The 26,972-nt window shown below is 70.7% G+C and carries 31 protein-coding genes; 16 read left to right on the top strand and 15 right to left on the bottom strand.

What is annotated here, in order from left to right; all coding sequences use genetic code 11:
- Window positions 1-50 precede the first annotated feature (50 nt).
- Window positions 51-1,139, top strand: coding sequence for an NlpB/DapX family lipoprotein (bamC, locus tag NS331_RS22160; protein ID WP_058644105.1), 1,089 nt, complete (start codon window positions 51-53; stop codon window positions 1,137-1,139).
- 10 nt (window positions 1,140-1,149) lie between these two features.
- Complete coding sequence (locus tag NS331_RS22165; protein WP_058644131.1) at window positions 1,150-1,923, top strand: MBL fold metallo-hydrolase; 774 nt, start codon at window positions 1,150-1,152, stop codon at window positions 1,921-1,923.
- Window positions 1,924-1,965: 42 nt separating this feature from the next.
- Here the strand turns inward: NS331_RS22165 and NS331_RS22170 are convergent, their stop codons facing one another.
- The 3 genes from NS331_RS22170 to NS331_RS22180 form a co-directional block, all read right to left on the bottom strand.
- Window positions 1,966-3,447, bottom strand: coding sequence for a putative bifunctional diguanylate cyclase/phosphodiesterase (locus NS331_RS22170; protein WP_082702698.1), 1,482 nt, complete (start codon window positions 3,445-3,447; stop codon window positions 1,966-1,968).
- A gap of 168 nt (window positions 3,448-3,615) precedes the next feature.
- On the bottom strand, window positions 3,616-4,113 hold the full coding sequence (locus NS331_RS22175) for a hypothetical protein (RefSeq protein ID WP_058644107.1): 498 nt from the start codon (window positions 4,111-4,113) through the stop codon (window positions 3,616-3,618).
- Complete coding sequence (locus NS331_RS22180; RefSeq protein ID WP_058644108.1) at window positions 4,103-5,230, bottom strand: JmjC domain-containing protein; 1,128 nt, start codon at window positions 5,228-5,230, stop codon at window positions 4,103-4,105. The genes NS331_RS22175 and NS331_RS22180 overlap by 11 nt, the downstream gene beginning before the upstream one ends.
- Window positions 5,231-5,247: 17 nt before the next feature.
- On the opposite strand from NS331_RS22180, the gene NS331_RS22185 reads away from it, so the two are divergent.
- Complete coding sequence (locus tag NS331_RS22185; protein ID WP_058644109.1) at window positions 5,248-5,772, top strand: FKBP-type peptidyl-prolyl cis-trans isomerase; 525 nt, start codon at window positions 5,248-5,250, stop codon at window positions 5,770-5,772.
- Window positions 5,773-5,825: 53 nt separating this feature from the next.
- Here NS331_RS22185 and NS331_RS22190 read toward each other — a convergent pair whose 3' ends face one another.
- From NS331_RS22190 to coaBC, 4 genes are all read right to left on the bottom strand, one after another.
- Window positions 5,826-6,341, bottom strand: coding sequence for a glycine zipper 2TM domain-containing protein (locus tag NS331_RS22190; protein ID WP_058644110.1), 516 nt, complete (start codon window positions 6,339-6,341; stop codon window positions 5,826-5,828).
- Between the two features lie 174 nt (window positions 6,342-6,515).
- Window positions 6,516-6,965, bottom strand: coding sequence for a dUTP diphosphatase (gene dut / locus NS331_RS22195; protein ID WP_058644111.1), 450 nt, complete (start codon window positions 6,963-6,965; stop codon window positions 6,516-6,518).
- The gene (locus NS331_RS26840; protein WP_058644112.1) at window positions 6,962-7,426 is read right to left on the bottom strand and encodes a hypothetical protein; all 465 of its coding nucleotides are present in this window, start codon (window positions 7,424-7,426) and stop codon (window positions 6,962-6,964) included. The genes dut and NS331_RS26840 overlap by 4 nt, the downstream gene beginning before the upstream one ends.
- Before the next feature lie 12 nt (window positions 7,427-7,438).
- Window positions 7,439-8,665, bottom strand: coding sequence for a bifunctional phosphopantothenoylcysteine decarboxylase/phosphopantothenate--cysteine ligase CoaBC (coaBC, locus tag NS331_RS22205; RefSeq protein ID WP_058644113.1), 1,227 nt, complete (start codon window positions 8,663-8,665; stop codon window positions 7,439-7,441).
- Window positions 8,666-8,798: 133 nt separating this feature from the next.
- Here coaBC and pyrG point away from each other — a divergent pair, with 133 nt between their 5' ends.
- The 9 genes from pyrG to NS331_RS22250 all read left to right on the top strand — a co-directional run bounded on the left by pyrG (window position 8,799) and on the right by NS331_RS22250 (window position 15,863).
- Window positions 8,799-10,469 carry a CTP synthase gene (gene pyrG, locus NS331_RS22210; RefSeq protein ID WP_058644114.1) on the top strand — a complete coding sequence of 557 codons (1,671 nt, stop codon included), beginning with the start codon at window positions 8,799-8,801 and terminating at the stop codon, window positions 10,467-10,469.
- 23 nt (window positions 10,470-10,492) lie between these two features.
- A complete protein-coding gene (kdsA, locus tag NS331_RS22215) occupies window positions 10,493-11,350 on the top strand; it encodes a 3-deoxy-8-phosphooctulonate synthase (RefSeq protein ID WP_058644115.1) in 858 nt (285 codons plus the stop codon).
- Entirely contained in the window at window positions 11,347-11,784 is a 438-nt protein-coding gene (mntA, locus tag NS331_RS22220) for a type VII toxin-antitoxin system MntA family adenylyltransferase antitoxin (RefSeq protein ID WP_058644116.1), read from the top strand. The genes kdsA and mntA overlap by 4 nt, the downstream gene beginning before the upstream one ends.
- Window positions 11,781-12,212 carry a type VII toxin-antitoxin system HepT family RNase toxin gene (gene hepT / locus NS331_RS22225; protein WP_058644117.1) on the top strand — a complete coding sequence of 144 codons (432 nt, stop codon included), beginning with the start codon at window positions 11,781-11,783 and terminating at the stop codon, window positions 12,210-12,212. The genes mntA and hepT overlap by 4 nt, the downstream gene beginning before the upstream one ends.
- Before the next feature lie 14 nt (window positions 12,213-12,226).
- The gene (locus NS331_RS22230) at window positions 12,227-12,517 is read left to right on the top strand and encodes a DUF1330 domain-containing protein (RefSeq protein ID WP_058644118.1); all 291 of its coding nucleotides are present in this window, start codon (window positions 12,227-12,229) and stop codon (window positions 12,515-12,517) included.
- 54 nt (window positions 12,518-12,571) lie between these two features.
- On the top strand, window positions 12,572-13,858 hold the full coding sequence (gene eno, locus NS331_RS22235) for a phosphopyruvate hydratase (RefSeq protein ID WP_058644119.1): 1,287 nt from the start codon (window positions 12,572-12,574) through the stop codon (window positions 13,856-13,858).
- A gap of 68 nt (window positions 13,859-13,926) precedes the next feature.
- A complete protein-coding gene (locus NS331_RS22240; protein WP_058644120.1) occupies window positions 13,927-14,205 on the top strand; it encodes a septum formation initiator family protein in 279 nt (92 codons plus the stop codon).
- Between the two features lie 42 nt (window positions 14,206-14,247).
- Window positions 14,248-14,874 carry a hypothetical protein gene (locus NS331_RS22245; protein WP_058644121.1) on the top strand — a complete coding sequence of 209 codons (627 nt, stop codon included), beginning with the start codon at window positions 14,248-14,250 and terminating at the stop codon, window positions 14,872-14,874.
- A gap of 23 nt (window positions 14,875-14,897) precedes the next feature.
- Window positions 14,898-15,863 (top strand): hypothetical protein, encoded by a 966-nt coding sequence (locus tag NS331_RS22250; RefSeq protein WP_058644132.1) that lies wholly within the window; start codon window positions 14,898-14,900, stop codon window positions 15,861-15,863.
- 55 nt (window positions 15,864-15,918) lie between these two features.
- Here NS331_RS22250 and NS331_RS22255 read toward each other — a convergent pair whose 3' ends face one another.
- The 4 genes from NS331_RS22255 to NS331_RS22270 form a co-directional block, all read right to left on the bottom strand.
- On the bottom strand, window positions 15,919-17,394 hold the full coding sequence (locus NS331_RS22255; RefSeq protein WP_058644122.1) for a phospholipase D family protein: 1,476 nt from the start codon (window positions 17,392-17,394) through the stop codon (window positions 15,919-15,921).
- A 179-nt stretch (window positions 17,395-17,573) separates the two neighbouring features.
- The gene (locus NS331_RS22260; protein WP_058644123.1) at window positions 17,574-17,933 is read right to left on the bottom strand and encodes a hypothetical protein; all 360 of its coding nucleotides are present in this window, start codon (window positions 17,931-17,933) and stop codon (window positions 17,574-17,576) included.
- A 174-nt stretch (window positions 17,934-18,107) separates the two neighbouring features.
- The gene (gene hslO, locus NS331_RS22265; protein ID WP_058644124.1) at window positions 18,108-19,094 is read right to left on the bottom strand and encodes an Hsp33 family molecular chaperone HslO; all 987 of its coding nucleotides are present in this window, start codon (window positions 19,092-19,094) and stop codon (window positions 18,108-18,110) included.
- A gap of 47 nt (window positions 19,095-19,141) precedes the next feature.
- On the bottom strand, window positions 19,142-19,666 hold the full coding sequence (locus NS331_RS22270) for a gamma carbonic anhydrase family protein (protein WP_058644125.1): 525 nt from the start codon (window positions 19,664-19,666) through the stop codon (window positions 19,142-19,144).
- Window positions 19,667-19,737: 71 nt separating this feature from the next.
- Between NS331_RS22270 and NS331_RS22275 the strand changes: the two genes are divergently transcribed.
- A complete protein-coding gene (locus tag NS331_RS22275) occupies window positions 19,738-20,559 on the top strand; it encodes a ferritin-like domain-containing protein (protein ID WP_058644126.1) in 822 nt (273 codons plus the stop codon).
- 57 nt (window positions 20,560-20,616) lie between these two features.
- Here NS331_RS22275 and NS331_RS22280 read toward each other — a convergent pair whose 3' ends face one another.
- The 3 genes from NS331_RS22280 to NS331_RS22290 form a co-directional block, all read right to left on the bottom strand.
- Window positions 20,617-21,621: a Bug family tripartite tricarboxylate transporter substrate binding protein gene (locus NS331_RS22280; RefSeq protein WP_058644133.1), complete on the bottom strand. Its 1,005-nt coding sequence runs from the start codon at window positions 21,619-21,621 to the stop codon at window positions 20,617-20,619.
- Between the two features lie 64 nt (window positions 21,622-21,685).
- Window positions 21,686-22,612, bottom strand: a complete 927-nt coding sequence (gene xerD, locus NS331_RS22285; protein WP_058644127.1) for a site-specific tyrosine recombinase XerD — start codon at window positions 22,610-22,612, stop codon at window positions 21,686-21,688.
- A gap of 110 nt (window positions 22,613-22,722) precedes the next feature.
- A complete protein-coding gene (locus tag NS331_RS22290) occupies window positions 22,723-23,700 on the bottom strand; it encodes a tripartite tricarboxylate transporter substrate binding protein BugE (protein ID WP_058644128.1) in 978 nt (325 codons plus the stop codon).
- Between the two features lie 126 nt (window positions 23,701-23,826).
- On the opposite strand from NS331_RS22290, the gene NS331_RS22295 reads away from it, so the two are divergent.
- Window positions 23,827-24,732 (top strand): AEC family transporter, encoded by a 906-nt coding sequence (locus NS331_RS22295; RefSeq protein ID WP_058644129.1) that lies wholly within the window; start codon window positions 23,827-23,829, stop codon window positions 24,730-24,732.
- A 9-nt stretch (window positions 24,733-24,741) separates the two neighbouring features.
- On the opposite strand, the gene queG is transcribed toward NS331_RS22295, so the two are convergent.
- Entirely contained in the window at window positions 24,742-25,794 is a 1,053-nt protein-coding gene (gene queG / locus NS331_RS22300; RefSeq protein WP_058644134.1) for a tRNA epoxyqueuosine(34) reductase QueG, read from the bottom strand.
- Between the two features lie 48 nt (window positions 25,795-25,842).
- On the opposite strand from queG, the gene tsaE reads away from it, so the two are divergent.
- Window positions 25,843-26,334, top strand: coding sequence for a tRNA (adenosine(37)-N6)-threonylcarbamoyltransferase complex ATPase subunit type 1 TsaE (tsaE, locus tag NS331_RS27260; RefSeq protein WP_058644130.1), 492 nt, complete (start codon window positions 25,843-25,845; stop codon window positions 26,332-26,334).
- Window positions 26,331-26,972, top strand: a 642-nt coding sequence (locus NS331_RS22310) for an AMIN domain-containing protein (protein WP_153012988.1), incomplete at its 3' end; no start/stop codon positions are given. The genes tsaE and NS331_RS22310, both read left to right, overlap by 4 nt.

Here is a 26,972-nt window from a genome sequence, read left to right on the forward strand (position 1 = left end):
CGACCGGACCGCCCTCCCCCCTTTTCCCCTCCTCGCCGAAGGAAGACGACTTGAACACCCCTTTGCGCTTCGCCCTGCTGGCCCTGGTCGCCAGCCTGGCCGCCTGCTCCGTGCTGGAGTCCGACAAGATCGACTACAAGAGCGCCGGCAAGGCCCCGACCCTCGAGGTCCCGCCCGACCTGAGCCAGCTCTCGCGCGACAACCGTTACGCCATTCCCGGCGGCGTCGTGTCCGCCAATGCCTATGAGGCCGGCCGCGCCAATGCGCCCGGCATCCCCACCGCCGTCGACAAGCTCGGCGACGTGCGCATGGAGCGCGCCGGCAACGAGCGCTGGATCGTCGTCGACCGCCCGCCCGAACAGCTGTGGGACCCGGTGCGCGACTTCTGGATGGAGAACGGCTTCCTCCTGACCACCGAGCAGCGCAACCTCGGCATCATGGAAACCGACTGGGCCGAGAACCGCGCCAAGCTGCCGCAGGACCCGATCCGCAGCGTGCTGGGCAAGCTGATCGACTCGGTGTATTCCACCGGCGAACTCGACCGCTTCCGCACCCGCATGGAGCGCACGGCCAAGGGCACCGAGATCTACATCAGCCACCGCGGCATGCAGGAGGTCTACACCAACCAGCGCCAGGACCAGACCGTGTGGCAGCCCCGCCCGGTCGACCCCGAGCTGGAGACCGAATTCCTGCGCCGCCTGATGGTCAAGCTGGGCGTCAGCCAGGAGCAGTCGCGCGCCGCCGCCGCCTCGGTGGCCGCCGCGCCCGCCTCGCGTTCGGCCACCATCGCCAACGTCGGTGGCCAGCCGGTGCTGCAGGTCGCCGATGGTTTCGACCGTGCCTGGCGCCGCGTCGGCCTGTCGCTGGACCGCACGGGCTTCACCGTGGAAGACCGCGACCGCGCCGCCGGCATCTACTACGTGCGCTACGTGACGCCCAACCCCGAGCGCAAGGAGCCCGGCCTGTTCGGCAAGCTCTTCAGCCGCGACAACAAGACCGAAGCGCCGATGAAGTACCGCATCCGTGTGCAGTCGCAAGGCAACGCCTCGACGGTCACGGTGCTCAATGAGGCCGGCCAGCCCGAGCGTTCCGAGAACGCGCAGCGCATCGTGCGCGTGCTTGCCGACGACCTGAAGTAAGCGGGTGGCGCTGCGTTTTCGCAGCCTCGGCAGCGGCAGCAGCGGCAACGGCACGCTGGTGGAGGTGCGCAGCGAATCGCGCACCTCCCGCCTGCTGATCGACTGCGGCTTCAACCTGCGCCAGCTCGACCAGCGGCTGGCGCGCGAGGGGCTCACGGCGTCCGACCTGGACGCCGTCTTCATCACCCACGAGCACGGCGACCACATCGGCTGCGCCCATGCGCTGTCGCAGCGCGAGGGGGTGGACGTGTGGATGAGCGAAGGCACCTGGCTCGCCACCGGCGCGCCCGACTATGGCGGCCGGTTGCGCCTGGCGCGCGACGGCGAGGCCGTCGAGGTGGGCGAGATGCAGCTGCAGCCCTTCACCGTGCCCCACGACGCCCGCGAGCCGCTGCAGCTGCGCTGCACCGACGGCGCCCGCGTGCTCGGCGTGCTGACCGACCTGGGCCATGCCAGCAGCCACGTGATGGCGCGCCTGGCCGGCATCGACGCGCTGGTGCTGGAGTTCAACCACGACGTCGAGCTGCTGTCGCAGTCCCGCTATCCGCCCTTCCTCAAGCGGCGCGTCGGCGGCAACTACGGCCACCTGTCCAATGCCGCCGCCGCCGAGATCGCCCGCGCGGTGCACCACCCGGGCCTGCGCCATGTGGTGGCGGCGCACCTGTCCGCGCAGAACAACCGGCCCGAGATCGTGCGCCTGGCGATGGCCGAGGCGCTGGGCGCCGCCGAGCACGAGATGCTGACGGCCAATGCGGCGGGCGGCTCGCCCTGGCTGGACGCCTGAAAAAGGTGTGAACGAAGCCGCCGGCGCGCCGGCGGCCGGCCCTCAGAGACTGGCCAGGTTGGTGGTGCGGAAGAGCGAATCGCTGAAGGGCAGCGACTCGGGGCCCGTGTCCTTGGCGGCGATCAGCTTCATCATGTCCTCCACCGAGATCGGCTTGGAGAACAGGAAGCCCTGCAACTCGTCGCAGCCCATGAGCATGAGCAGCTCGCACTGGCCGCGCGTCTCCACGCCCTCGGCCACCACCTTGAGGTTCAGGGCCTTGCCCAGGCTGACGATGGACGCGGCAATGGAGCGCGCATCCTCGCTGTGCTCCAGGTCGGCGACGAAGGCCCGGTCCACCTTGAGTTCCGAGGCCGGCAGGCGCCGCAGCGCGGCCAGGCTGGAATAGCCGGTGCCGAAGTCGTCGATGGACACGTGCAGGCCCAGCGAGCGCATGCGCTCGAAGGTGGCGGTGGCCTTGGCGGTGTGCTGCATGGCCACCGATTCGGTGATCTCGCAGGTGAAGCGGTCGGGCTGCAGGCCATAGCGCTCCAGGCAGCGCTGGATGTGATCGACCAGGTCGTCCTCCTGCATCTGCAGGGCCGAGATGTTTACCGCCACGCGCATGCGCAGGCCCATCCCGCGCCAGAGCGCGGCGACGCGGCAGCTCTCCTCGATGACCCAGCGGCCGAGCGCGCCCATCAGCCCGCTGCTCTCCGCCAGCGGCACGAAGACGGAGGGGGTGATGTTGCCGCGCACCGGATGCTGCCAGCGCAGCAGCGCCTCGGCGGCGGTGATCTGCAGCGTCTGCGCGTCGACCTTCGGCTGGAAGAACAGCGTCAGTTCCTTGTTCTCGACGGCCGTGCGCAGGTCGTTCAGGAAGAAGGCCTGCGCGCGGGCCTCCTCGGCGAACAGCGGGTCGTAGATGCAGATGCGGCCCTCGCCCTCCAGGCCATTGGCGGCCCGCTCGGCGGCCAGCGACGCGAATTCGATCAGCCGCAGGTGGTCTTCCGGCCTTTGCGCCAGCGCGATGCCGAGCGAGGAGACCAGAATCAGCTGGCCCTTGGCCGACTGCACCGGCAGCGCCAGTTGCTGGAACAGCAGTTCCGCGGTTTCCATGAGGTCGCTGCGCGTGCCGCGCACGGCCAGCGCGAACTCGCCGCCTTCCAGGTGGGCCGCCACGGCGCCGGCCGGCAGGCAACCGACGATGCGCTGGGCCGCCAGCTTGACGATGAAGTCGCCGAATTCCTGGCCGAAGGCCTGGCGCATGCGCCGGTAGTGGTCGAGCAGCACGACGATGACGCCGTGCTCGCCGTCGTCCACCATGGCGCGCAGCGCGGCCTCCAGGCCCTTGCGGTTGAGCAGGCCGGTGAGCGCGTCGCCACGCTCCAGCTCGTTCTTCTGGCGGGACACGACCTGCAGTTCGCGGGAGATGCGCGCCGACTTCCAGCGCTCCCGCATCATGAGCAGCAGCGCGACCACGGCCGCCAGCAGGCTCAGGCCGATCAACGGGAGCGACAACTCATCGAACGGCGAGACTTTCATGGGCGATCCGGCGGTTGCGGGGTGTGCTGAGGCGGACGTGCCCCATCATCGCCAGTCGGCGGGACTTGCGGTGGGCTCGTGCGCACATTTATAGACACTTTGCAACTTTTGTCACAAATCGGTGAAGGATTGTGCCTCGACTGCGCGAAGGCGCGGTCCGGTGTCGCCTCAGAGCCCGAGAACGGACGCGCCGAAGCCCGGCCGGCCCCGCGCGAACGCGTCGTCGATGCGGTGCCGCAGGTCCTGGACGGCCACGGGCAGCGCGCTGCTGCTGCCGCGGCTGCGCTCGGGGTCGTGGCGCTCGACGATCCAGCGCGGCGTCCAGAGGGCGCTGGGCAGTTGCTGCGCATCGCCGTCGGCGCACAGCCGGGCGTCGACGATGTGGTCCCAGCGCTGGCGCCAGGCGACGAAGCGGGGATGCTGCCGGCGCAGCACGGCGTCGTGGCGCATCAGCAGGCGCAGCCGGCGGCTGCGGCCGGCCCAGGCCTGCAGCGCGTCGATGGCGGCGCGATCGCCGAGCGGCCAGTCCGCGAAGTCGGCGTCGCTCAGCCAGATCTCGGACCAGTCCTGGGCCGCTGCGGCGGCCAGCGTCTCGCGCAGTCGCTCCGCGAAGGCGGACGGCCCGTCGAAAGGGCCGCTGCCGGACGGGATCACGTCATCGGGCATGCAGCCACCCGGCTTCGCACCAGTCGGCCAGCAGGGCCAAGGCCTCTTCGCTGGCGCGGGCGAGCTCGCGCGGGCCCAGCTTGCGCTGGTCGGCCAGCCTGCGCATCAGGGTCGCGTCGCGGCCACCCGCCAGCAGGCTCTCGCCGTTGATGAACACGTGCCGGGCGTCGTAGAGCATGCGGGTGCGCCGGTCCAGTTGCACCTCGGCCGCCTGCGCCGGCCAGTCGCCGGGCTCGAACCACACGTTGGGCTTGGGCTCGGTCAGCGACTCGCCCAGGGCGCAGTCGATGCGTGCCGGCTGGGCCAAGGCCTTGTGGACGGCGTCGCGGGCGAAGGTCTGCAGTGCCTCGGGAATGGCGGCGGGATTCTCCGACGCCGGCTGGCCGGGGTCGGCATATCGGCGGCCGGCGACCTCGTCGTCGGCCACCGCATCGGCCAGGCGGAAGAGCAGATCGCCCGCCAGTTCGGTCTGTGCGGGCGCACGCAGGCCGATGGAGCAGGTCATGCAGTCGCCGCCCTCAGCCACGCCGTCGTGGGCATAGCGCGGCGGCAGGTAGAGCATGTCGCCGGGTTCGAGCACCTGGGTGTCCTCCGGCTCGAAATGTTCCAGCACCTTCAGTGGCAGGCCGGGGCGCAGGGACAGGTCCTTCTGCCGGCCCCAGGACCAGCGCCGGCGGCCGCTCACCTGCAGCAGGAACACGTCGTAGCTGTCGAAATGCGGACCGACGCCACCGCCGTCGCTGGCGTAGCTGATCATCACGTCGTCCAGGCGGGCTTCGGGCAGGAAGCGGAAGGGCTGCAGCAGCGCATGGACGGCATCGTCGTGCAGGTCCATGCCCTGCACCAACAGCGTCCATTCCCGCTTGCCGAGCGGCGGCAGGCTGCGGCGCGCGAAGGGGCCGTGGCGCAGGCGCCAGCCCTGGCGGGCGTCGTGGGTGACGAGGCGGGATTCCACGCCCTCCTGCCCGGCCAGGTCGAAGAGGTGCGCGCGGGCCATCGGCGGCTGGGCCATCGGCAGGGCCTGGCGCACCAGGAGCGGCTTCTTCTGCCAGTGGCGGCGCATGAAGCTCTGGGCGCTCAGTCCTCCGAGCAGGGGCAATCGTTGGGTCAGGGGCATGGTGGGAGAATTCTCATATGGAAATCACCCCCCAATGCGTGGTCGCCCTGACCTGGACCCTGAAGGACACCCTTGGCGAAACCCTGGACGTGCTGACCGAGCCCGTCGAATTCCTGGTGGGCGGCGACGACCTCTTCGACGCCATCGAGACCGCCCTGCAGGGCCATGGCCCCGGCGCGCGCGTGCAACTGCACCTGGAGCCGGAACAGGCTTTCGGCGACTTCGACGAGAACCTGCTGTTCCTGGAGCCGCGTTCGCTGTTCCCGAAGGAAGTGGAAGAAGGCATGACCTTCGACGGCGCAGCCCTGCCCTCCGGCGTCAATGCCGACATGCCCAAGAACGTGCTCTACACGGTGGCGGAGATCTATCCCGACCACCTGGTGCTCGACGGCAACCATCCGCTGGCCGGCATCGCGCTGCGGCTGGACCTGACCGTCAATGCCGTGCGGGATGCGACGGAAGAAGAGATCGGCCGCGGGACCGCGGGCACCGGCTTCTTCCGCTTCGAGCCGATGGCGCCGGGCAGCGACGCCCTGCACTGAGCGCGGACACGCCTGGCGCAGGCAGCGCGCACTCAGGCATCAGGCATCAGCCATCAATAGCGCGAGATCTGGTTGCCGTCCACGCGTACCCGGTCGCCGATGCGCAGGTCGCCGGGACTCGGCACGTCGAAGGAGCGATAGCTGCCGTTGCTCATCTGCACCGACACGCGATAGCTCTCGTACACGCGCGCGGCGCCGTTGCGCGATTCCACCGCATTGCCGGCGAGCGCGCCGCCCACCACGCCCAGCATGGTGGCCGCCGCACGGCCGGTGCCGTGGCCGATCTGGTTGCCCAGCACGCCGCCCAGCAGGCCGCCCACCACGGCACCGCCGCCCGACGGCGCCACCGGCGGCGTTTCGCTGCGCATCACCTCGATGTTGGCCACGATGCCGGTCTCGACGTAGGCCGCCGGGTTGTACGCCGGGGCAGCCGGATAGGCCGGCGCCGGTGCGGGCTGGTAGGGATAGCTGGTCTGGTAGACGGGCACGGGCGTCACGCAGCCAGACAGCACCGCCGCGGCGGCCAGAGCAGCCGGAACGGCCAGAAAGCTAACTTTGTTGTGGATCATGATGGTCCGTATCCTCGATGGGCGGGCCTGCACTGGACCTGAACGGCACCATGCCCGGCCGCCCCATGCGGCCGCGCGCGCAAGGCGCCCGCCATGCTGCTTGGAGGCGCGGCGGGCCGAAAAGATTCACCGCCGCCACCGATGGTGACAGCCGCTACACCTTTGCGCAGAGAGTTACAGCTTTCCGGTGGACCCGTAACCGCCGGTTCCACGCGCGCTGGTCGCCTCGAAGTTGTCGACGACATGAAATTGCGCCTGCACCACCGGCACGATGACGAGCTGAGCCAGCCGCTCCAGCGGCTCGATCACGAAGGCGGTGCTGCTGCGGTTCCAGGCACTGACCTTGAGTTCGCCCTGGTAGTCGCTGTCGATCAGGCCCACGAGGTTGCCCAGCACGATGCCGTGCTTGTGGCCCAGGCCCGAGCGCGGAAGGATCAGGGCCGCATAGCCCGGATCGGCCAGGTGGATGGCCAGGCCGGTGCCGATGAGTTCGCAGGCGCCGGGCGCCAGCGTGAGCGGTGCATCGAGGCAGGCACGCAGGTCGAGGCCGGCACTGCCCGGGGTGGCATAGGCGGGCAGCTGGCCGGCCATTCGCGCGTCGAGCACGCGCACGTCGATCTTCATGGAAAGGTCTTCTTTCGGGGAGGGCGCCGCGCGGCCGTGCCGGCGGCAGGAAGGGTGGGCTGGGCGTTCTGAAGGCCCTGCTGCAGCCGGCCGAGCATCTGGCGCGCCGCCGCACCGGCAGCGCTGGTGCGGCCGAAACGCTTGAAGAGCCACAGGCCCGCACCCGCCAGCAGCACCAGCAGGCCGGCCGGCACACCCGCGGCCGCAAGCATGCTCAGCACGACCAGCCCGGCGACGGTCCAGCCCACCGTGGCACTCGTTCGTTGGCTTTCCGACTTGTCGACCGCACCGGGGGAGCTCGCCGCACGCGGTCGCTCGGCGGGGGCGGCCGATTTGTCTGGGGCAGCCGGGCCTGCCGCATGGGCACGCGACTGCACACGCTGCAGCGAATCGGCCGTCAGCTGCTCCACATAGCGCACGAAGTCGCCGTTGCGCGGTGTGTTCCAGTCGGTCTCGTGCATGGCCGTTCGGGTTCAGGCGCGCCAGGGGCGCAGCCGGCCGGCGATCTCGCCCACCAGATCCCGCGCCAGCGCGAGCTTGGAGGCGCGCGGCAACTCCCGCGCGCCCTGCTCGTCCACCAGCAGCAGGCTGTTGTCGTCCTGGCCGAAGGTCAGCGGGCCGATGTTGCCCACCAGCAGCGGAATGCCCTTGCGCAGCCGCTTGGCCTTGGCATGTTCCAGCAGGTTCTCGCTCTCGGCAGCGAAACCGACGCAGAACAGCCGGCGGCCTCGCGCACGCTCGCCCTGCGCCACGGTCTGCAGGATGTCGGGGTTCTCGACGAAATGCAGCACCGGCGGCAGGCCGCTGCCGTCCTTCTTGATCTTGTGCAACTGCGGATCGGCCGGCCGCCAGTCGGCCACGGCCGCGGTGGCGACGAACACCGACGCCTCGGCCACCGCCGCCTGCACGGCCTGCAGCATCTGCTGGGCGGCGCCGACGTCCACCCGCTGCACGCCGCGCGGCGTGGCCAGGTGCACCGGGCCGGCCACCAGCGTGACGCGGGCGCCGGCCTCGCGCGCGGCGCGGGCGATGGCGAAACCCATCTTGCCCGAGGAATGGTTGGTGATGCCGCGGATCGGGTCCATGGCCTCGAAGGTGGGGCCAGCGGTGACGACCACGTGCTCGCCCTGCAGCACCTTGGGCTGGAAGTGGGCCACGACCTCTTCGAGCAGTTCGGCGGGCTCCAGCATGCGGCCGTCGCCGGTCTCGCCGCAGGCCTGCCAGCCCTGGCCCACGCCCAGCACTTCGGCGCCGTCGTCGGCCAGCTGGCGCAGGTTGCGCTGGGTGGCCGGGTGGGCCCACATCTCGCGGTTCATGGCCGGCGCGACCAGCAGCGGCACGCGCTGCAGGGGCCGGGCCAGGCAGAGCAGGCTCAGCAGTTCGTCGGCGCGGCCCTGCACCAGCCGGGCGACGAAGTCGGCGCTGGCCGGCGCCAGCACGATGGCATCCGCCTCGCGGCCGAGGTTGATGTGGGGCATGTTGTTGGCCTGCCGCGCGTCCCATTGCGACAGGTACACGGGCTGGCCGGACAGCGCCTGCATGGTCACCGGCGTGATGAACTGCGCGGCCGCCTCGGTCATCACCACCTGCACCGTCGCACCGGCCTTGACGAACAGCCGGCACAGCTCGGCCGACTTGTAGCAGGCCACACCGCCGGTGAGGCCCAGGAGGATGCGCTTGCCCGCCAGGTCTTGTTGCATCCGGGCAGTGTAGAGGGAGCGCCGCGGCGCCCGCGCCGCACGCAGCGGCATGGTTCGGCGCGGGCGAAGGGGCATCGGACGCCCGGTACAATCGCAATTTCCCCTCCGCGGGCCTTCGCGCCCGCGCTCGGCAATGACCAAATTCGTCTTCGTCACCGGCGGTGTGGTGTCGTCCCTGGGCAAGGGCATCGCCTCCGCCTCCCTCGCCGCCCTCCTCGAATCCCGCGGCCTCACGGTCACCCTCATCAAGCTCGATCCCTACATCAACGTGGATCCGGGCACGATGTCCCCCTTCCAGCATGGCGAAGTCTTCGTGACCGACGACGGCGCCGAGACCGACCTGGACCTGGGCCACTACGAGCGCTTCATCACGACGCGCATGCGCAAGTCCAACAACTTCACCACCGGCCAGATCTACAAGTCGGTGCTGGAGAAGGAGCGCCGCGGCGACTACCTGGGCAAGACGGTGCAGGTGATCCCGCACGTCACCAACGAGATCCAGGAATACATCAAGCGCGGCGCCGGCATCGGCACGCCGCACGAGGTGCAGATCGCCATCGTCGAGATCGGCGGCACGGTGGGCGACATCGAGTCGCTGCCCTTTCTCGAGGCCGTGCGCCAGATGAGCCTGAAGGCCGGCCCCAACAACAGCGCCTTCGTGCACCTGAGCTACCTGCCCTGGATCGCGGCGGCCGGCGAGCTCAAGACCAAGCCCACGCAACACACGGCGCAGAAGCTGCGCGAGATCGGCATCCAGGCCGACGCCCTGCTGTGCCGCGCCGACCGGCCCATTCCCGACGAGGAACGCGCCAAGATCTCGCTGTTCTCCAACGTGCCCGAATGGGGCGTGATCAGCATGTGGGACGTGGACACCATCTACAAGGTGCCGCGCATGCTGCACGAGCAGGGCCTGGACGGCCTGATCTGCGACAAGCTGCGCCTGAACACGCCGCCGGCCAAACTGCAGCGCTGGGACGACCTGGTCTACGAGGTCGAGCATCCGCAGAGGGAAGTGACCATCGCCATGGTCGGCAAGTACGTGGACCTGTCCGACAGCTACAAGTCGCTCAACGAGGCGCTGCGCCACGCCGGCATGAAGAACCATGCCCGCGTGAAGATCGAGTACCTCGACTCCGAGACCATCCAGCCCGACAACGTGTCGCGTCTGGGCAAGTACGACGCCATCCTGGTCCCCGGCGGCTTCGGCCAGCGCGGCGTGGAAGGCAAGATCTGCGCGGCCCGCTTCGCCCGCGAAAACAAGATTCCCTACCTGGGCATCTGCCTGGGCATGCAGGTCGCCACCATCGAGTACGCGCGCAACGTGGCCGGCCTCAAGGGCGCCAACAGCACCGAGTTCGATCCCAATGCCAGCGTCCCGGTGATCGCGCTGATCACCGAATGGAAGGACGCCGACGGCACCATCAAGACGCGCACCGCCAAGTCCGACCTGGGCGGCACCATGCGCCTGGGTGCGCAGAGTTCCGACGTCATGCCCGGTACGCTGGCCCACAGCATCTACGGCGACGTGGTGACCGAGCGCCACCGCCACCGCTACGAGGCCAACGTCAACTACCTGGACCAGTTGCGCCAGGCGGGCCTGGTGATTTCGGCGCTGACGCAGCGCGAGCAGCTGACCGAGATCGTCGAACTGCCGCAGGACGTGCATCCCTGGTACATCGGCGTGCAGTTCCACCCCGAGTTCAAGTCCACGCCGTGGGACGGCCATCCGCTCTTCAACGCCTTCGTGCGTGCGGCGCTGTCGCACCAGGGCTCGGACAAGAGCGCGCTGAAGGTCGTGGCCTGAACGGCCGGCGCCAAGGAGCAAGCATGAAACTCTGTGGCTTCGATGTCGGGCTCCAGCAGCCCTTCTTCCTGATCGCCGGGCCCTGCGTGGTCGAGTCCGAGCAACTGCAGATGGACACGGCCGGCCAGCTGAAGGAGATCACCTCGGCGCTCGGCATTCCCTTCATCTTCAAGAGCAGCTTCGACAAGGCCAACCGGTCCAGCGATTCCGGATTTCGCGGCCTGGGCATGGACAAGGGCCTGGAAATTCTCGCGAAGGTCCAGCGCGAGCTGGCCGTCCCGGTGCTGACGGACGTGCACCGCGAAGAAGAAATCGCCAAGGTGGCCCGCGTCGTCGACGTGCTGCAGACGCCTGCGCTGCTGGCGCGGCAGACCGATTTCATCAAGGCCGTCGCTCGCAGCGGCAAACCGGTGAACATCAAGAAGGGCCAGTTCATGGCGCCCAGCGACATGAAGAACGTCATCGCCAAGGCGCGCGCTGCGGCCCGGGAGGCAGGCCTGCCTTCCGATGCCTTCATGGCCTGCGAACGTGGCGTGAGCTTCGGCTACAACAACCTGGTGAGTGACATGCGCTCACTGGCCATCATGCGCGACACCGAGGCGCCCGTGGTCTTCGACGCGACGCACAGCGTGCAGTTGCCCGGCGGCCTGGGCACCAGCAGCGGCGGCGCCCGCGAGTTCGTCCCAGTGCTGGCCCGCGCAGCCATCGCCGTCGGCGTGGCGGGCGTGTTCATGGAAACGCATCCCGATCCCGACCGGGCCCTGTGCGACGGCCCCAACGCCGTGCCGCTCAAGCACATGAAGGCGCTGCTCGAGACGCTGGTCGAGCTCGACCGCATCACCAAGAAGAACGGCTTTCTGGAAGACAGCTTCGTCGCATGACCCTGCCGCCCAGCCAGGACCGGATCGTCGCCGCGCTGCGCCATGTGCTGCCGCAGGCGCGTGGTGCCTGGCTGTTCGGCAGCGCGGCCGCCGGACGGTTCGGGCCGGACAGCGACCTGGACATCGCCGTGGACCTGCCCACGCCCTTGTCGCCGACGACGAAGTGGGACGCCGCCGAACGGCTCGCCGCGCAACTCGGTGCGGACGTCGACCTGCTGGACTTCCGACGCCTGTCCACCGTGATGCAGCACCAGGTGCTGGCCACCGGCCGCCTGCTCTTCAGCCTGGACCCGGTGGCGCTGGCCGGCTACTGCGGCTTCGTGCTGAGCGAGTATCAGCACATGCAGGCCTGGCGACAGCCGATGGTGAAGCAGCTGGCCCAGAGGCTCATGCGCGCGGGAAGCCAGGAAAGATCGGGAGAAGCACGACCATGACGGCTGCCCTGGTCGATGCCCTCGCGCAGAAGAGCGCACGGCTGGAGCGCTGCGTGCACCGTGCTCGCGAAGAACTTGCGCTGGCCGGCAATTTCCACACCGATTTTTCGCGCCAGGACGCCGCCATCCTCAACGTCCAGCGCGCCTGCGAACTGGCGATCGACATGGGCAACATGGTCATCGCCGCCCAGGGCTGGGCCCTACCGGGCAGTGCGCGCGATGTTTTCGCGACGCTGCGACAAGAGGATGTGATCGACGCCGGGCTGGCCGATTCGCTCGCACGCATGGTCGGCTTCCGTAACATCGCCGTCCACGAATACCAAAGCCTCGACGTCGCCATCGTGGTCGCCGTCATCCGGCACGAGCTGGACGCTCTGCTGCGCTTCGCCGGCGTGCTGCTGTCGCGCCAATTCCCCGATTCGAACTGAAGGACCTTTTCACCATGCCCAGCGGCTACGTCATCGCCCACGTCGAAGTCACCAATCCGACGCAGTACGAGGAATACAAGAAGTGGTCGTCCGCGGCCATGCAGGCACATGGCGCCGAGGTCTGCGTGCGCGGCGGCCAGGTCGAGCCTCTGGAAGGCACCTGGCAGCCGACCCGCGTGGTGCTGCTCAAGTTCGCCAGCTTCGAGCAGGCCAAGGCCTTCTACGAGACGCCCGAATACAAGAAGGCGCGCGAGGCGCGTGCCGGCGCCGCGGTCATGAACATGATCGCCGTCGAAGGCGTCTGAGCAGGCCCTGCCTGCCCTGCGCCCAGAAGATTTCAAAAAACCGGAGAACCCTGAATGAGTGCCATCGTTGACATCGTCGGCCGCGAGATCCTCGACAGCCGCGGCAACCCCACCGTGGAATGCGACGTGCTGCTGGAAAGCGGCACCATGGGCCGTGCGGCCGTGCCCTCGGGCGCCAGCACCGGCAGCCGCGAAGCCATCGAGCTGCGCGACGGCGACAAGGGCCGCTACCTGGGCAAGGGCGTGCTCAAGGCCGTGGAGCACCTCAACACCGAGATCAGCGAAGCCGTGCTGGGCCTGGACGCCTCGGAGCAGGCCTTCCTGGACAAGACCCTGATCGACCTGGACGGCACCGAGAACAAGAGCCGCCTGGGCGCGAACGCCATGCTGGCGGTGTCGATGGCCGTGGCCCGCGCCGCCGCCGAAGAATCCGGCCTGCCGCTGTACCGCTACTTCGGCGGCATGGGCGGCATGAGCCTGCCGGTGCCGATGATGAACGTCATCAACGGCGGTGCGCATGCCAACAACAGCCTGGACCTGCAGGAGTTCATGATCATCCCCGTGGGCGCCCCGAGCTTCCGCGAGGCGCTGCGCTACGGCGCCGAGGTGTTCCACGCCCTCAAGAAGATCATCGACAGCCGCGGCATGCCCACGGCCGTGGGCGACGAAGGCGGCTTCGCCCCCAGCGTCGAGAACCACGAGGCCGCGATCCAATTGATCCTGGAGGCCATCGACAAGGCGGGCTACACCGCCGGCGAGCAGATCGCCCTGGGACTGGACTGCGCCGCCAGCGAGTTCTACAAGGACGGCAAGTACGTGCTCGAAGGCGAAGGCGGCCTGCAGCTGGAGGCCGCGAGCTGGGCCGACATGCTGGCCACCTGGTGCGACAAGTACCCGATCATCTCGATCGAGGACGGCATGCACGAAGGCGACTGGGCCGGCTGGAAGCTGCTGACCGAGCGCCTGGGCAAGAAGGTACAGCTGGTGGGCGACGACCTGTTCGTCACCAACACCAAGATCCTGAAGCAGGGCATCGACCAGAACATCGCCAACTCGATCCTGATCAAGATCAACCAGATCGGCACGCTGACGGAGACCTTCGCCGCCATCGAGATGGCCAAGCGCGCCGGCTACACCGCCGTCATCTCGCACCGCTCGGGCGAGACCGAGGACAGCACCATCGCCGACATCGCGGTGGGCACCAACGCCGGCCAGATCAAGACCGGCTCGCTGTCGCGCTCGGACCGCATGGCCAAGTACAACCAGCTGCTGCGCATCGAGGAAGACCTGGGCGACGTCGCCAGCTACCCCGGCCGCGCGGCGTTCTACAACCTGCGTTGATGCGCCTCGCCTGCTCTGGCTTGCTGCGGCGCCCTGCGGCACCGCGGCCGCGGATCGGCTGAACGGCGATGCGTGCCCGTTTCGTCGTGCCGGCGGTGTTGCTGTGCCTGCTCGGCCTGCTCCAGCTGCAGCTGTGGGCCGGCCGCGGCAGCCTGCCGGACGTGGCCACGCTGCGCAAGAACCTGGAAGACCAGAAGCAGGCCAACCTGCGCGCCCAGCACAACAACGAGCGGCTCGAGTCCGAGGTCAGCGACCTCAAGGAAGGCATCGAGATGGCCGAGGAGCGGGCGCGGCAGGAACTGGGCATGGTCAAGCCCAACGAGATCCTGGTGCAGATCGCCAAGTAGCGGCTGCGCCGGGCGCTTCTTTCTTTCCCATCGTTCGAAGGCATGACGCCGCGCCTCGGCCCCGGCAGCGTGGTGGCGGTCTGGAGCGCCGATGCGCTGGCGCGCCGGCTGCTGGCCGAGGCACTGGCGCAGCGCTTCGTGCAGCGCGGCCGGCCGGCGGTGGTGATGCCCGATGCGAGCGCGGCCGCCGCTGTGAAACCCGCCGACCTGCGGCCGGCCGCCCATGCCCTGCGCCAGCACATCGACGATGCGCGCCGTCAGGCCCTCGTGGTGGTCGACGGCAGCCCGCTTTCAACGCTGGCCGCGGGCGGCCTGGCCCCCGACGACTGGCCTCAGCCCCTGGTGGACGCCGAACGCGCCCATGCCTTCACCCTGCTGATCGCCCCCGCCGACGCCACGCCGGCAGCGGCCGCACGCGACACCGCGCTGCGCCGTGCCTTCGCCGCTGCCGCCCTGCCCTGCGCCGTCATCCACGGCCGTGACGGCACACAGCGGCTGGCGCGCGCCTGGATGGCGCTGCAGTCCGGGCTGGACGGGCAGGAGGATGCGCCCCCGCCGGCACGCCGCCTGCGCCCGCCCACGTGGAACTGCGAGCGCTGTTCCGACCCCGAATGCGAACACCGCCTCTTCACCGACCTGATCGCCGGCCGCCCACGGGCCGGCGGCTGAACGCTTCACCGACGATGCACCGCATGCCTGCCGCCCTTCGCCGCCTGCTCGCCCTCGGCGCCCTTGCCGCCGCCACCCTCGCCGCCCCGGCCGCCGCCCAGGCCCAGGCCACCGTCAGTGTGGAGAACCAGACGCGCCCCACGCGCTGCGCGGAGGAGGATAACGTCTCCCTGCTGCTGCGCGGGAGCATCACCCGCCTGCGGGTGGAGGCGCTGCAACCGGCCTACATCGAGCAGATCGCGCAGGACACGACCGCGCCCGACTTCTCCGGCTGCAACTTCGACGGCGGCGACCATCCCACCGACCCCAAGTTCACGTTCACGCCGCGCACCGTCACGCTGCACGAGGACGCCGAATGGCGCATCGTGGGCATGACGCTGCCGGTGTTCTGGCGCCCGCAGCAGGTGCCCGTGCAGGTGGACAGCCGGCGCGACCGCGGCTTCCACATGATCCAGGTCTACCGCCGCATCGACGGCGCGATGAAGGAGGCGCTGGTGATGTACCCGTCCGATGGCTACTGGCGCATCAAGCCGCTGCCGCTCGCGCGCTTCGCCGACGGGGTGTACGGCTCCTCGCTGCTGCTGGGGCCGGTGCGCGAGGAAGGCCGGCCGGTGGTCGCCATCCGCGACATCCGCATCCGCACCCAGCCCGCCATCCGCTTCGACCTGCGCTTCACCGGCGGCGGCTCGGCGCGCATCGCGCTGGCCGAGGTGAGCCGCACGCGCACCGCGCTGGACGTGCGCTTCGCGCGCGCCGTGCCGGCCTCGCGGCCCTTCTCGGTGCTGCGCTCCATGTACGTGGCGCCGGACAACGCGGACATAAGCGAGGTGCAGTGGCGCACCGCCGGGCCGGACGGGGCGGTGCACACCGAGCCGCTGGCTGACTTCCAGCGCGCGGCGGGCGTCGCCGAGGTGAGCTTCGGCCGCAGCACGCCGTCGCGCCACAACACCAGCGCGCCGGACATCCGCTACAGCGCTTTCGGGCGCTGAGGCGCGGCGGGCCTTTCGACGCCGCGCGCCACGGGCCCGGAGCGAGCGCGGTCACTCAGAGCAGATCCTCCGGCAGCAGCTTGAGCAGCAACCAGTCGCGCATGCGCGACAGCGGGTTGTCGCCGGGTTCCTCGTCCAGCACCCGCTGCCCGCCGCCCTCCTCGTGCTCGATCCACTGCGGGGATTCGGTGCCGGGCCGCAGCCGCAGTTCGTAGGCGCCCAGCTCGCGCACCGGCACCAGCGCCTGGAACTGCGCCGCCAGCGCCGCGCTGTCGACGATGACGCCGACCTCGGTGTTCAGCCGCGCGGAGCGGCCGTCGAGGTTCATGGAACCGACGAAGACCCGTTCGCGGTCCACCAGCATCACCTTGGCATGCAGCCGGGCGGAGGAATGCCGGAACTCGCCGAAGCGGCGGTCGCGCGGCACCAGGCGCGAACCCAGTTCGTAGATCTTCACGCCCGCGCGCAGCATGGCGAGGCGGTAGCGCGCATAGCCGGCGTAGACCAGCGTCTCGTCCGTGGCGTCCAGCGAGTTGGTGAACACCAGCACCTGCACGCCGCGGGCGGCCTGCTGCTGCAGCAGGGCCAGGCCGGCGTCGCCGGGCACGAAGTACGGCGACACCATCAGCACCTCGCGGCGGGCGCCGTAGAGCATGGCGACGGTCTGCTGGCTCACGCTGTCGGCGAAGCTGGCTTCCGGGTCGTCGAAGGTGACCTTCTGCGGGATGTCGACCACCACCCGGCCGTCGCCGGGCGTCAGCAGCAGCCGGCCGGCGGCAAGCTGCGCGCTGACCGGCGGATGGCCCATCACATCGGTGGCGGCCTCCGGCAGCAGGTCCCGACGGTCCTCGCAGCGCTCGGCCAGCAGGCGGCGGGTGCGCGCATCGTCCGGCGGCAGCGCCATCAGGCTGCCGATGGGCCGCACCTGGCGGCTGTTCCAGTAGTCGTCGAAGCTGCGCGACAGGGCCGGCACCACGGGGCCGGCGGCCAGCACGTCCATGTCGACGAAGTTGGCCTGGTCGCTGCGCATGAAGTACTCGTCGGCGATGTTGCGCCCGCCGGTGATGGCCACGCTGTTGTCCGCCACCAAGAGCTTGTTGTGCATGCGGCGGTTGATGCGCCGCAGGTCGGCCAGGGACAGGGCCAGTCGCCAGGCCAGCGGGCCGCTGCGCACCGCCAGCGGATTGAACAGCCGCAGCTCGAAGTTGGGCTGGGAGGCCAGGGCGGCGAACAGGGCGTCCTTGCCGGCCGTGTACAGGTCGTCGACCAGCAGCCGCACCCGCACGCCGCGGCGCGCGGCTTCGAGCAGTTCGCTCAGGAAGAGCAGTCCGGTCGCGTCGTCCTGCAGGATGTAGTACTGGGCATCGACGGTCTTGCGTGCGGCGCGGATCAGCGCGATCCGCGCATTCAGCGCCGTGGGCCCTTCGGGCATGAGCAGAAAGCCGGACTGCCCCGTCGCCACGGCGTCGGAAGGCAGGCTGGCGGCGGCGACGCGCGCCAGCGGTGCCGGTCCGACGTCGGCCGGCGTCAAGGACGTCGATGGCGCCGCGGCGGGCGGCTCCGGCAGGCTGGCACAGGCCGCGAGCAGGACCGCGAGGCCGAGCCCCACGCAAGCGGCCCACCGCCGGCCCCACGGCCCGGGGCGCCAGACGGCGCGGAAGCCGCCAGCCGCCATCCGGGCACGCGTCTTCGCCATTCAGCGAAGGCCGATCACTTCTTGGGTTCGCCGGCTTCGTTGGGCGTGGGAATCGCGCCGGCCTTGTTGGCGGCGGCCATTTCCTTGCGCTTCTTCGCGCGCTCGGCCTTGCGCGACTCGCTGGTGCCGCCGATGGCCTTGGCCTGCTTCTCGGGCGCGGTGGCCTCGCCGCCGGCGGGTGCGGTGCCGCTCTTGGCGGCCGCGCTCATCTCGGCCTTGCGCTTCTGGCGTGCCGCGGAACGTTCGGCCTTGGTGGTCTTCTTCGCCGCGGGCGTGGGCGGCTCCTTGGTCGGGTCGTCGGCCATCGCCGGGCTCGCGGCCAGGAGTGCGACGGCCAGCGCGGCGGTTGCGGCAAGGAGTTTCTTGGTGTTCATATCGTCCTCGAGATGGTTGGTTGACGCCGGCCTCGAGACCGGCGTCCCATCGTGAAACTGCCTTACGAAAGCGTCAAGAGTTGTGACACGGGAACCCGCAAGACATGCGCGCCGCCGCGGCCGATGTGGCGCCGATGACACTCGCGCCGCGACGCGGCGGGGAACGGACGCTCGCTACTGGACGACCGGGCTGCCCGGCACCTGACCACCGGGCTCGGCGAAGAGCTGCGCCGTGTCCACCGCATCGAAGCGGTACTGCTGGCCGCAGAAGTCGCAGCCGACTTCGATGGCACCCTGCTCGGCCAGGATGTCCTCGGCCTCGGCCTTCCCCAGGCCGCGCAGCATGTTCGCCACCCGCTCGCGACTGCAGGTGCAGGCGAAGCGCGGCCCCAGCATGCCTTCGCGCGGGGCGAAGCGCAGCAGCTTCTCCTCCCAGAACAGGCGGCGCAGGATGGTCTCCACGTCCAGCGACAGCAGTTCCTCGCGCGTCAGGCTGGCGGCCAGGGTGGCGATGCGGTTGTAGTCCTCGTTGCGGCCGATCTCGTCCTCGTCGCGCGCGGCGCTGCTGCCGGCGAGGTTGGCCTCGCCCGCCAGCGGCAGGCGCTGGATCAGCAGGCCCGCCGCGACCTGCTCGTCGGCCGCCAGCACCAGGCGGGTGTCGAGCTGCTCGCTCTGCAGCATGTAGTGCTCCAGCACCTCGGACAGCTTGCCCAGCCGCTCGCCGCGGTCGCCGAAGAGCGGCACCACGCCCTGGTAGGGCTGCTGGCCGGGCAGCCGGTCCTTGGGGTCGAGCGTGATGGCGCAGCGGCCCTTGTTGCCCACGTTCACCAGGTCGGCCAGGCCGGTGCCGACCGGCACCTCGCCCACCACGCTGGCGGTGGCGCGCAGGCTCAGGTCGGGCTGCGCCTCGGCCACGGCCACCTTGACCGGACCGTCGCCGAAGATCTGCAGGATCAGCGAACCCTTGAACTTGATGTTGGCCTGCATCAGCGTGGCCGCGGCCGTCATCTCGCCCAGCAGCTCGGCCACCGGCGGCGCATAGGCGCCGGTCTGGGTGTTGGAAGCGCGGCGCGACAGGATCTCGCGCCAGGCACCGGTCAGGCGCACGATCATGCCGCGCACCGGCAGGCCGTCGAAGAGGAAGGTGTGTAGTTCGCTCAAGGGTTGCTTTCCTCGGCCGACGGGCCGGCGCGTGGCGCCGGGCGGGTTCAGCCGATCTTTTTGAGGCCCTTCGCGAAGCGATGGGCGTTTTGCACATAGTGCTGCGCGCTCTGGCGCAGCTTGGCGGCCGCAGCCTCGTCGAGCGTGCGCACGACCTTGGCCGGCGCGCCGATGATCAGCGAGTTGTCCGGAAATTCCTTGCCTTCCGTCACCACGCTGCCGGCGCCGACGATGCAGTTGCGGCCGATGCGGGCATTGTTCAAGACCACGGCCTGGATGCCGATCAGCGAGCCGTCGCCGATGGTGCAGCCATGCAGCATGACCTGGTGGCCGACGGTGACGTCGTCGCCGATGGTCAGCGGGCTGCCGACGTCGGCATGCAGCACCGACAGGTCCTGCACGTTGCTGTTGCGGCCGATGGCGATGTGCTCGGTGTCGCCGCGCACCACGGCGCCGAACCACACGCTGGCGTTCTCGGCCAGGCTGACGTTGCCCAGCACCTCGGCGCTGTCGGCCACCCAGGCGCCTTCGGCCAGGCGCGGGGCGGTGCCGTCGAGTTCGTAGAGGGCCATGGTCGTCGTCTCCTGCGTGTCGTGTTCGTGGGGTGGCCGGCGCCGCGCGGGCCAAAAATAGAATTGTAGGGATGCACCCCCGGCTGCGCGCGCTGCAGGCGCTCGTCCTTTCCGACCCCGACCAGAAGGTCGCGGCCACGCGCGCGCTGGCCGCGGACTGCGCGCGGCTGCCCGCCGACGACCCGCTCTGGCGGCAGCCGGTGCGCGCCGATGGCGACGCGGCCGGCGTGCCCGGCCGGCCCGGGCGCCCGCTGCGCGTCGGCGCCAGGGACGTGCCCACCCGTTCGCCCTTCACCGAGGAAGGCCGCGCCGCGCTGGTGCATGCCATCTGCCACATCGAGTTCAACGCCATCAACCTGGCGCTCGACGCCTTCTGGCGCTTCGACGGCATGCCGGCCGCCTACTACCACGACTGGCTGCGCGTGGCCGACGAGGAGGCGCTGCACTTCACGCTGATCCACGGCCACCTGCAGGCCATGGGCTGGCGCTACGGCGACTTTCCCGGCCACGACGGCCTGTGGACCATGTGCGAGAAGACGGCCGGCGACGTGGTCGCCCGCATGGCGCTGGTGCCGCGCACGCTCGAAGCACGCGGCCTGGACGCCACGCCGCTCATCCAGGCCAAGCTGGCCCGCGTGGGCACGCCGGACGCGAGGGCGGCCAGCGCCATCCTGGACATCATCCTGCGCGACGAGATCGGCCACGTGGCCGTGGGCAACCGCTGGTACGCCTGGCTGTGCGAGCGCGCAGGCCTGGCGCCGCTGGCGCACTACCGGCGCCTGTACCGGGAACACCAGGCGCCGCGGCTGAAGCCGCCCTTCAACCTGCAGGCGCGGGCGCAGGCGGGCTTCACCGAGGCGGAACTGCAGGCGCTGGTGGCGGACGCGGGCTGATCGGCCCGGGCGGCGGCCTCCGTTCAGCGCCGTGACGGGGCCGCGCCCCGCGTCCTCTCAATCCGCCTTGATCCCCGCCGCGCGGATGATGCGGCCGTTGTTCTCGTACTCCGCCGCGATCTCCTTGGCGAAAGCCGCGGGGCTGCCGCCGGTGGGCACGTTGTCGGTGGTGGTCAGCCGCTGGCGCATCTGGGGCGACTGCAGCGCGGCATCGATCTCGGTGTTCAGGCGGGCCAGCAGCGGCGCAGGCAGGCCCTGCGGCGCGAAGACGCCGAACTGCGAGGACAGGTTCGCGTCCTTGAAGCCCAGCTCGCCCAGCGTGGGCACGCCGGGCATGCTCTCCAGCCGCGCCGGCGCGCCCACGGCCAGCGGACGCAGCTTGCCCGCCTTGACCTGGATGGCCACCGCCGGCCCGGCATTGGTGGACAGCACCTCGAACTGGCCGGACAGCGCATCGGTCATCTGCTGGCCGCCGCCCTTGTAGGGCACGTGCGTGATGTCGACCCTGGCGGCCGCGCGCAGCTGTTCCAGCATCACATGGCCCAGCGACGCCGGGCCGGAGGTGGCCCAGCGCACCGCCCCCGGCTGCGCCCGCGCCTTGGCCAGCAGGGCGCGCATGTCGGCACTGCCTTCGGCCGATGTGGCCAGCAGCACGACCGGCGAGTACATGACGCTGGCCACGGGCACCACGTCGCGCTGCGGGTCGAAGGGCAGCTTGCCCAGGTGCGGGCTGAGCACCAGTGGGCTGATGGCCGAGAAGCCCAGCGTGGCACCGTCGGGCGCCGCCTTGGCCAGCGCCTCCATGGCGATGGTGCCGCTGGCGCCGGCCTTGTTGTCGACGACGAAGGTGCTGCCGGTCTGTGCCGCCAGCCGCTCGGCCAGGGTGCGGGCCACCACGTCGGCCACGCCGCCGGGCGGGTAGGCCACGATCAGGCGCACGGTTCTGGGCAGGTTCTGGGCCAGGGCCGGCAGGCCGGTGGCGGCCAGCGCGGCGCCGCAGGCGGCGAGCACGGCGCCGCGGCACAGGCGGCGGCGCGCGAAGGAAGCGGGAGTGAAGGTCATGGCCGGCATCATGCCAGCGGGTCCGCAGGCCGGGAGGGCCGCGGGCCCGGCGGCCGGGCCGCCTTCAGCCGCGCGGATGGTGGCGCGCGTGCAGCTGGCGCAGCCGCTCGCGCGCCACGTGGGTGTAGATGGTGGTGGTCGAGATGTCCGCATGCCCCAGCAGCAGCTGCACCGCGCGCAGGTCGGCGCCGTGGTTGAGCAGGTGCGTGGCGAAGGCATGGCGCAGGGTGTGCGGCGACAGCGGCACGCGCACGCCGGCCGCCTCGGCATGCTTCTTGACGATCACCCAGAACATGGCGCGCGTCATGCCGGCACCCCGCGCGGTGACGAACAGGTCGCCGCTGTGCTGCCCGCCCAGGATGGCGGCGCGGGCCTCGGCCAGGTAGCGCTCGATCCAGCGTTCGGCCTCCTGGCCGAAGGGCACCAGCCGCTCCTTGCTGCCCTTGCCCATCACGCGCAGCACGCCGTCGCGCAGGCTCAGGTCCACCAGGCGCAGGCCCACCAGCTCGCTGACGCGCAGGCCGCTGGCGTACATCAGCTCCAGCATGGCGCGGTCGCGCAGGCCCAGCGGCGTGGCGACGTCGGGGGCGGCCAGCAGCGCCTCGACCTGGGCCTCGGTCAGCGTCTTGGGCACGCGCGGCGGCTGACGGGCGGGCAGCAGGCGCAGCGTCGGGTCGGCGCCCACGCGGTGCTCGCGCAGGGCCCAGCGGTAGTAGCGCTTGAACACCGTGAGCCGCCGGTTGGCCGAGGTGGCCTTGCCGCGCTGGGCCAGGCGCTCGCCCATGTAGGCCTGCAGGTCGTGCTCCTTCGCCGCCGGCAGCGCCACGCCGCGCGGCGCCAGCCATTGCGCCAGCAGCGACAGGTCGCGCCGGTAGGCGGCCAGGGTGTTGCGCGACAGGCCCTCCTCCAGCCAGAGCGCATCGATGAAGTCGTCGATGTCGGTGGGCGGCGTGGCGGCGCCGGCGTCGGTGGACGGAGCCGGTTCGGTCATGAAAAGCGGGATCGCAGGAAGCGGGACGATGCAAAAGAGAAGGCCGCCCCTCGGGCGGCCGTCGAGCGTGCCGGCCACCGCGCTGCGGGCGCGGTGGCCAGGCGACAAACTCAGTCGAGCTTGAGATTCTGCTTCTTCACCACGTCCTTGTAGACGGCGAACTCGGCCTTGATCTGCGCCGCGAACTGCTCGGGCGTGTTGGCGACGATGATCGAGCCGGTGTCCTCGATGCGCCTGCGCACGGCCGGGTCTTCCAGCGCCTTGCGGGTGCCGGCGTTGACCTTGTCGACCACGTCCTTGGGCAGGCCCTTGGGACCGAGGATGCCGTAGTAGGCCATGCGGTTGACCGGCTCCAGACCCACTTCCTTGAAGGTCGGCACGTTCGGCAGGTCCTTGAGCCGCTGGGGCGCGGCCACCACGATGGGCACCAGCTTGCCGGCCTTGATGAAGGGCAGTGCCGAGGGCAGGTTGTCGAAGATCATCGGCACCTGGCCGCCCACGGTGTCGTTCAGCGCGGGGCCCGCGCCGCGGTAGGGGATGTGCGTGACGAAGGTGCCGGTCATGCTCTTGTAGAGCTCCATCAGCAGGTGGCCGATGCCGCCGGTGCCCGACGAGCTGTACGAATACTTGCCAGGGTTCTTCTTGAGCTCGGCCACGAAGCTGGCGTAGTCCTTGGCCGGAAAGCTCGGATGCACCGCGATCACATTGGGCGTGGCCGCGATGTTGATGATCGGCGTGAAGTCGTTGATGGGGTCGTACGGCGTCTTGGGATTGATGGCCGGGTTGGCGGCCGTGCTCGAGACCGTGGCCACGCCCAGCTTGTAGCCGTCCGGCGCGGCGCGCGCGGTTTCGGAGGCGCCCACCACGCCGCCGCCGCCGGCCTTGTTGGTGACCACCACCGGCTGGCCCAGGATCTTGCCCAGCGGGTCGGCGATGACGCGGCCCACGATGTCGGTGGTGCCGCCCGGCGCGAAGGGCACCTGCAGTTCGATCGGCTTGTCGGGATAGCCCTGCGCCCAGGCGGCGGGGGCGGCCAGGGCTCCGAGGACGGCAGCGGCGGCGAGGGCGTTCCAGTGACGGCGTTGCATCGGCATTGACTCCGGTTTGGTTCTTGAGGGATTCGGGACGGGCTTCCCGTGCGGGCGCCATCCTAGCGGCAGCCCCCGGGCGGACCTTGAGGGAAAGCCATAGAGACCCCGGTTTATCCTCGCCCGGTGAACTACGCCCAGCTGCTGCTTCCCGACTTTTCCCTGATCGCCTGCGGCTGGCTGCTGTGCCGCTACACCGCGCTGGACCGCCGGGTGTGGGACCAGGTCGAGAGCCTGGTGTACTACTTCCTCTTTCCGGTCCTGCTCTTCCATTCGATCGTCAAGAGCCCGATCGACCTGGGCGCCGCCAGCCACCTGCTGGCCGCCGGCATCGGCATCGGGCTGGCCGGCATCGGGCTTGCTTACGCCCTGCCCCACATGCCCGGCCTGCGCCGCCACATCGACCGCCGCGACCATGCGGCCAGCGCGCAGGTGGCCTTCCGCTTCAATTCCTTCATCTGCCTGGCGGTGGCCGAGCGGCTGGCCGGTGCCGAGGGGCTGCTGGTGATCGCGGTGCTGATCGGCGTGTGCGTGCCGCTGATGAACGTGGCGGCGGTGTGGCCGATGGCGCGGCACGGCGGCAGCGGCTTCCTCGCCCAGCTGGTGCGCAACCCGCTGATCGTCGCCACGGGCAGCGGCCTGGTGCTCAACCTGGCCGGGGTGCAGCTGCCGGGCTGGATGCAGCCGACGCTGGGGCGGCTGGGTGCGGCCTCCCTGGCGCTCGGGCTGCTGGCGGCCGGCGCGGGCATGCAGTTCGGCGCGCTCAGCCGGGGCAAGCTGCTGGGCATGTCGGTGCTGGCGATCCGGCACCTGGTGCTGCCGCTGGTGGCCTGGGGCCTGTGCCGCGGGCTGGGCCTGCATGGGGCGCAGGCGGCGGTGCTGATGGCCTTCTCGGCCGTGCCGACGGCCTCCAGCGCCTATGTGCTGGCCGCACGCATGGGCTACAACGGCGCCTACGTGGCGGCGCTGGTCACGCTGTCGACGCTGCTGGGCATGGCCAGCCTGCCGTTCGCGCTCAGCCTGCCGCGTTGAATGCCCGCCTCAGGCGGGCGCACCGGCGGGCGCCTGGGCCAGTGCCCAGTCGATGTGCTCCCGCACCAGCGGCGATGCCGAGTCGCGCCGCGCCGCCAGGGCCCGGGCCGCGGACGCGTCGCCGCTGCGCCATGCATTGCCCAGCGCCACCGCAATGTTGCGCAGCCAGCGCTCGTGGCCGATGCGGCGGATCGGGCTGCCTTCGGTGCGGCGCAGGAATTCCTCCTCGGTCCAGGCGAAGAGCTGGGCCAGGGTGGCGCCGGCCAGGCCCTCGCGCGGGTCGAAGTCCGGCAGCGCGCTGCGCTGGGCGAACTTGTTCCAGGGGCAGGCCAGCTGGCAGTCGTCGCAGCCGTAGATGCGGTTGGCCAGCGCCGGACGCAGGGCCTCGGGGATGGGCCCCGCATGCTCGATGGTGAGGTAGGAGATGCAGCGCCGCGCATCCAGACGCTGCGGCGCCACGATGGCGCCGGTGGGGCAGGCGTCAATGCAGGCGGTGCAGCGGCCGCAGTGCGGCGCCACGGGCTCGGTGGGCGGCAGCGCGAGGTCGACGTAGATCTCGCCCAGGAAGAACATCGAGCCGGCCTCGCGGCTGAGCACCAGCGTGTGCTTGCCGCGCCAGCCCTGGCCGCTGCGGCTGGCCAGTTCGGCCTCCAGCACGGGGGCGGAATCGGTGAACACGCGGTGGCCCAGCGGGCCCACCTCGGCCGCCAGGCGGTCGGCCAGCTTCTGCAGCCGCGTGCGCAGCACCTTGTGGTAGTCCCGCCCGCGGGCATAGAGCGAGACGATGCCTTCGTGCGGCCGCGCGAGCCGCGACCATTCGACGGCCTGCCAGTCTTCGGGCGTGCCGCGCGGCAGGTAGTCCATGCGTGCCGTGATCACGCTCAGCGTGCCGGGCACCAGCTCCGCCGGCCGGGCGCGGCGCATGCCGTGGACGGCCATATACCCCATCTCGCCGTGAAAGCCCTGCGCCAGCCATTCGCGCAGGCCGGGCTCTGCCGCGGACAGGTCGATGCCCGCCACGCCGATTTGGGAGAATCCGAGCTCCCCGGCCCACGCACGAATCCGAGCCACCAGTTGAGCATCGACCGCAGTCACCCGCCGATTGTAGAAATGGCCGTCCGCACCCTGTGCTGGCAGGGCGAGGACGACACCGCCCGCTTCGCCGCCGCCCTGGCCGCGGCCATGCGCGCCGCGCCCGCGCTGGGTGACGCCTTCATCGCGCTGCACGGCGACCTGGGCGCCGGCAAGACAACGCTGGTGCGCCACCTGCTGCGGGCGCTGGGCGTGCAGGGCCGCATCAAGAGCCCGACCTATGCCGTCGTGGAGCCGCACGTGGCCGCCGACGGCCGGCCCATCCACCATTTCGACTTCTACCGCTTCAGCGACCCGCGCGAGTGGGAAGACGCCGGCTTCCGGGACCTTTTCGCCGGCCCCGGACTCAAGCTGGCCGAGTGGCCCGGCCAGGCGGCCGGCTACCTGCCCACCGAGGACCTCGCCATCCACATCGAAGCCATGACCCCAGACGCCGACGACGTGCGCCGCGTGCAGCTGCGCGCCTTCTCCCCCACCGGCCAGGCCCTGCTGGCCGCCGTCGCGCCATGAGCGGTCGCCCGACCGCGCCCCGGGACGCCGGTGCCGCACACCCGGCCGCGACGCCCACCCACGCCCTGCATCCCGCCCTGCCCGAACGCCGCCGCTGGCTGCAGCAGGCCGGCAGCCTGGTGCTGCTGCTGGGCGCCGCCGAGATCGCGCACGGCGCGGCCATCGTCGCCGTGCGCGTGTGGCCGGCCAGCGACTACACCCGCATCACCATCGAATCGGACACCCGGCTGCAGTCGCAGCAGAAGGTGGTGGGCGATCCGCCCCGGCTGGCGGTCGACATCGAGGGCATCACGCTCAACCCGGCGCTGCGCGACCTGGTGGGCAAGGTGAAGGCCGACGATCCCTACATCGCCGGCCTGCGCGTGGGCCAGAACACGCCCACCGTGGTGCGCATCGTGTTCGACCTCAAGCAGACGGTGCGGCCGCAGGTGTTCTCGCTCGCGCCGGTGGCGGCCTACAAGCACCGGCTGGTGCTCGACCTGTACCCGCAGGAGGCGCTGGATCCGCTGGAGTCGCTCATCGCCGAGCGGCTGCGCGACACGCACACCGGCGCCTCGCCCGCCGCCCCGCTGCCGCCCGCACCGCCGGCCGTGGCCGTGGCGCCGCCGGTGGTGCAGGCGGCAGCGGGGCGGCGGGCG

The organism is Pseudacidovorax intermedius, from assembly GCF_001476815.1.
Lineage (GTDB): Bacteria > Pseudomonadota > Gammaproteobacteria > Burkholderiales > Burkholderiaceae_C > Xenophilus > Xenophilus intermedius_A.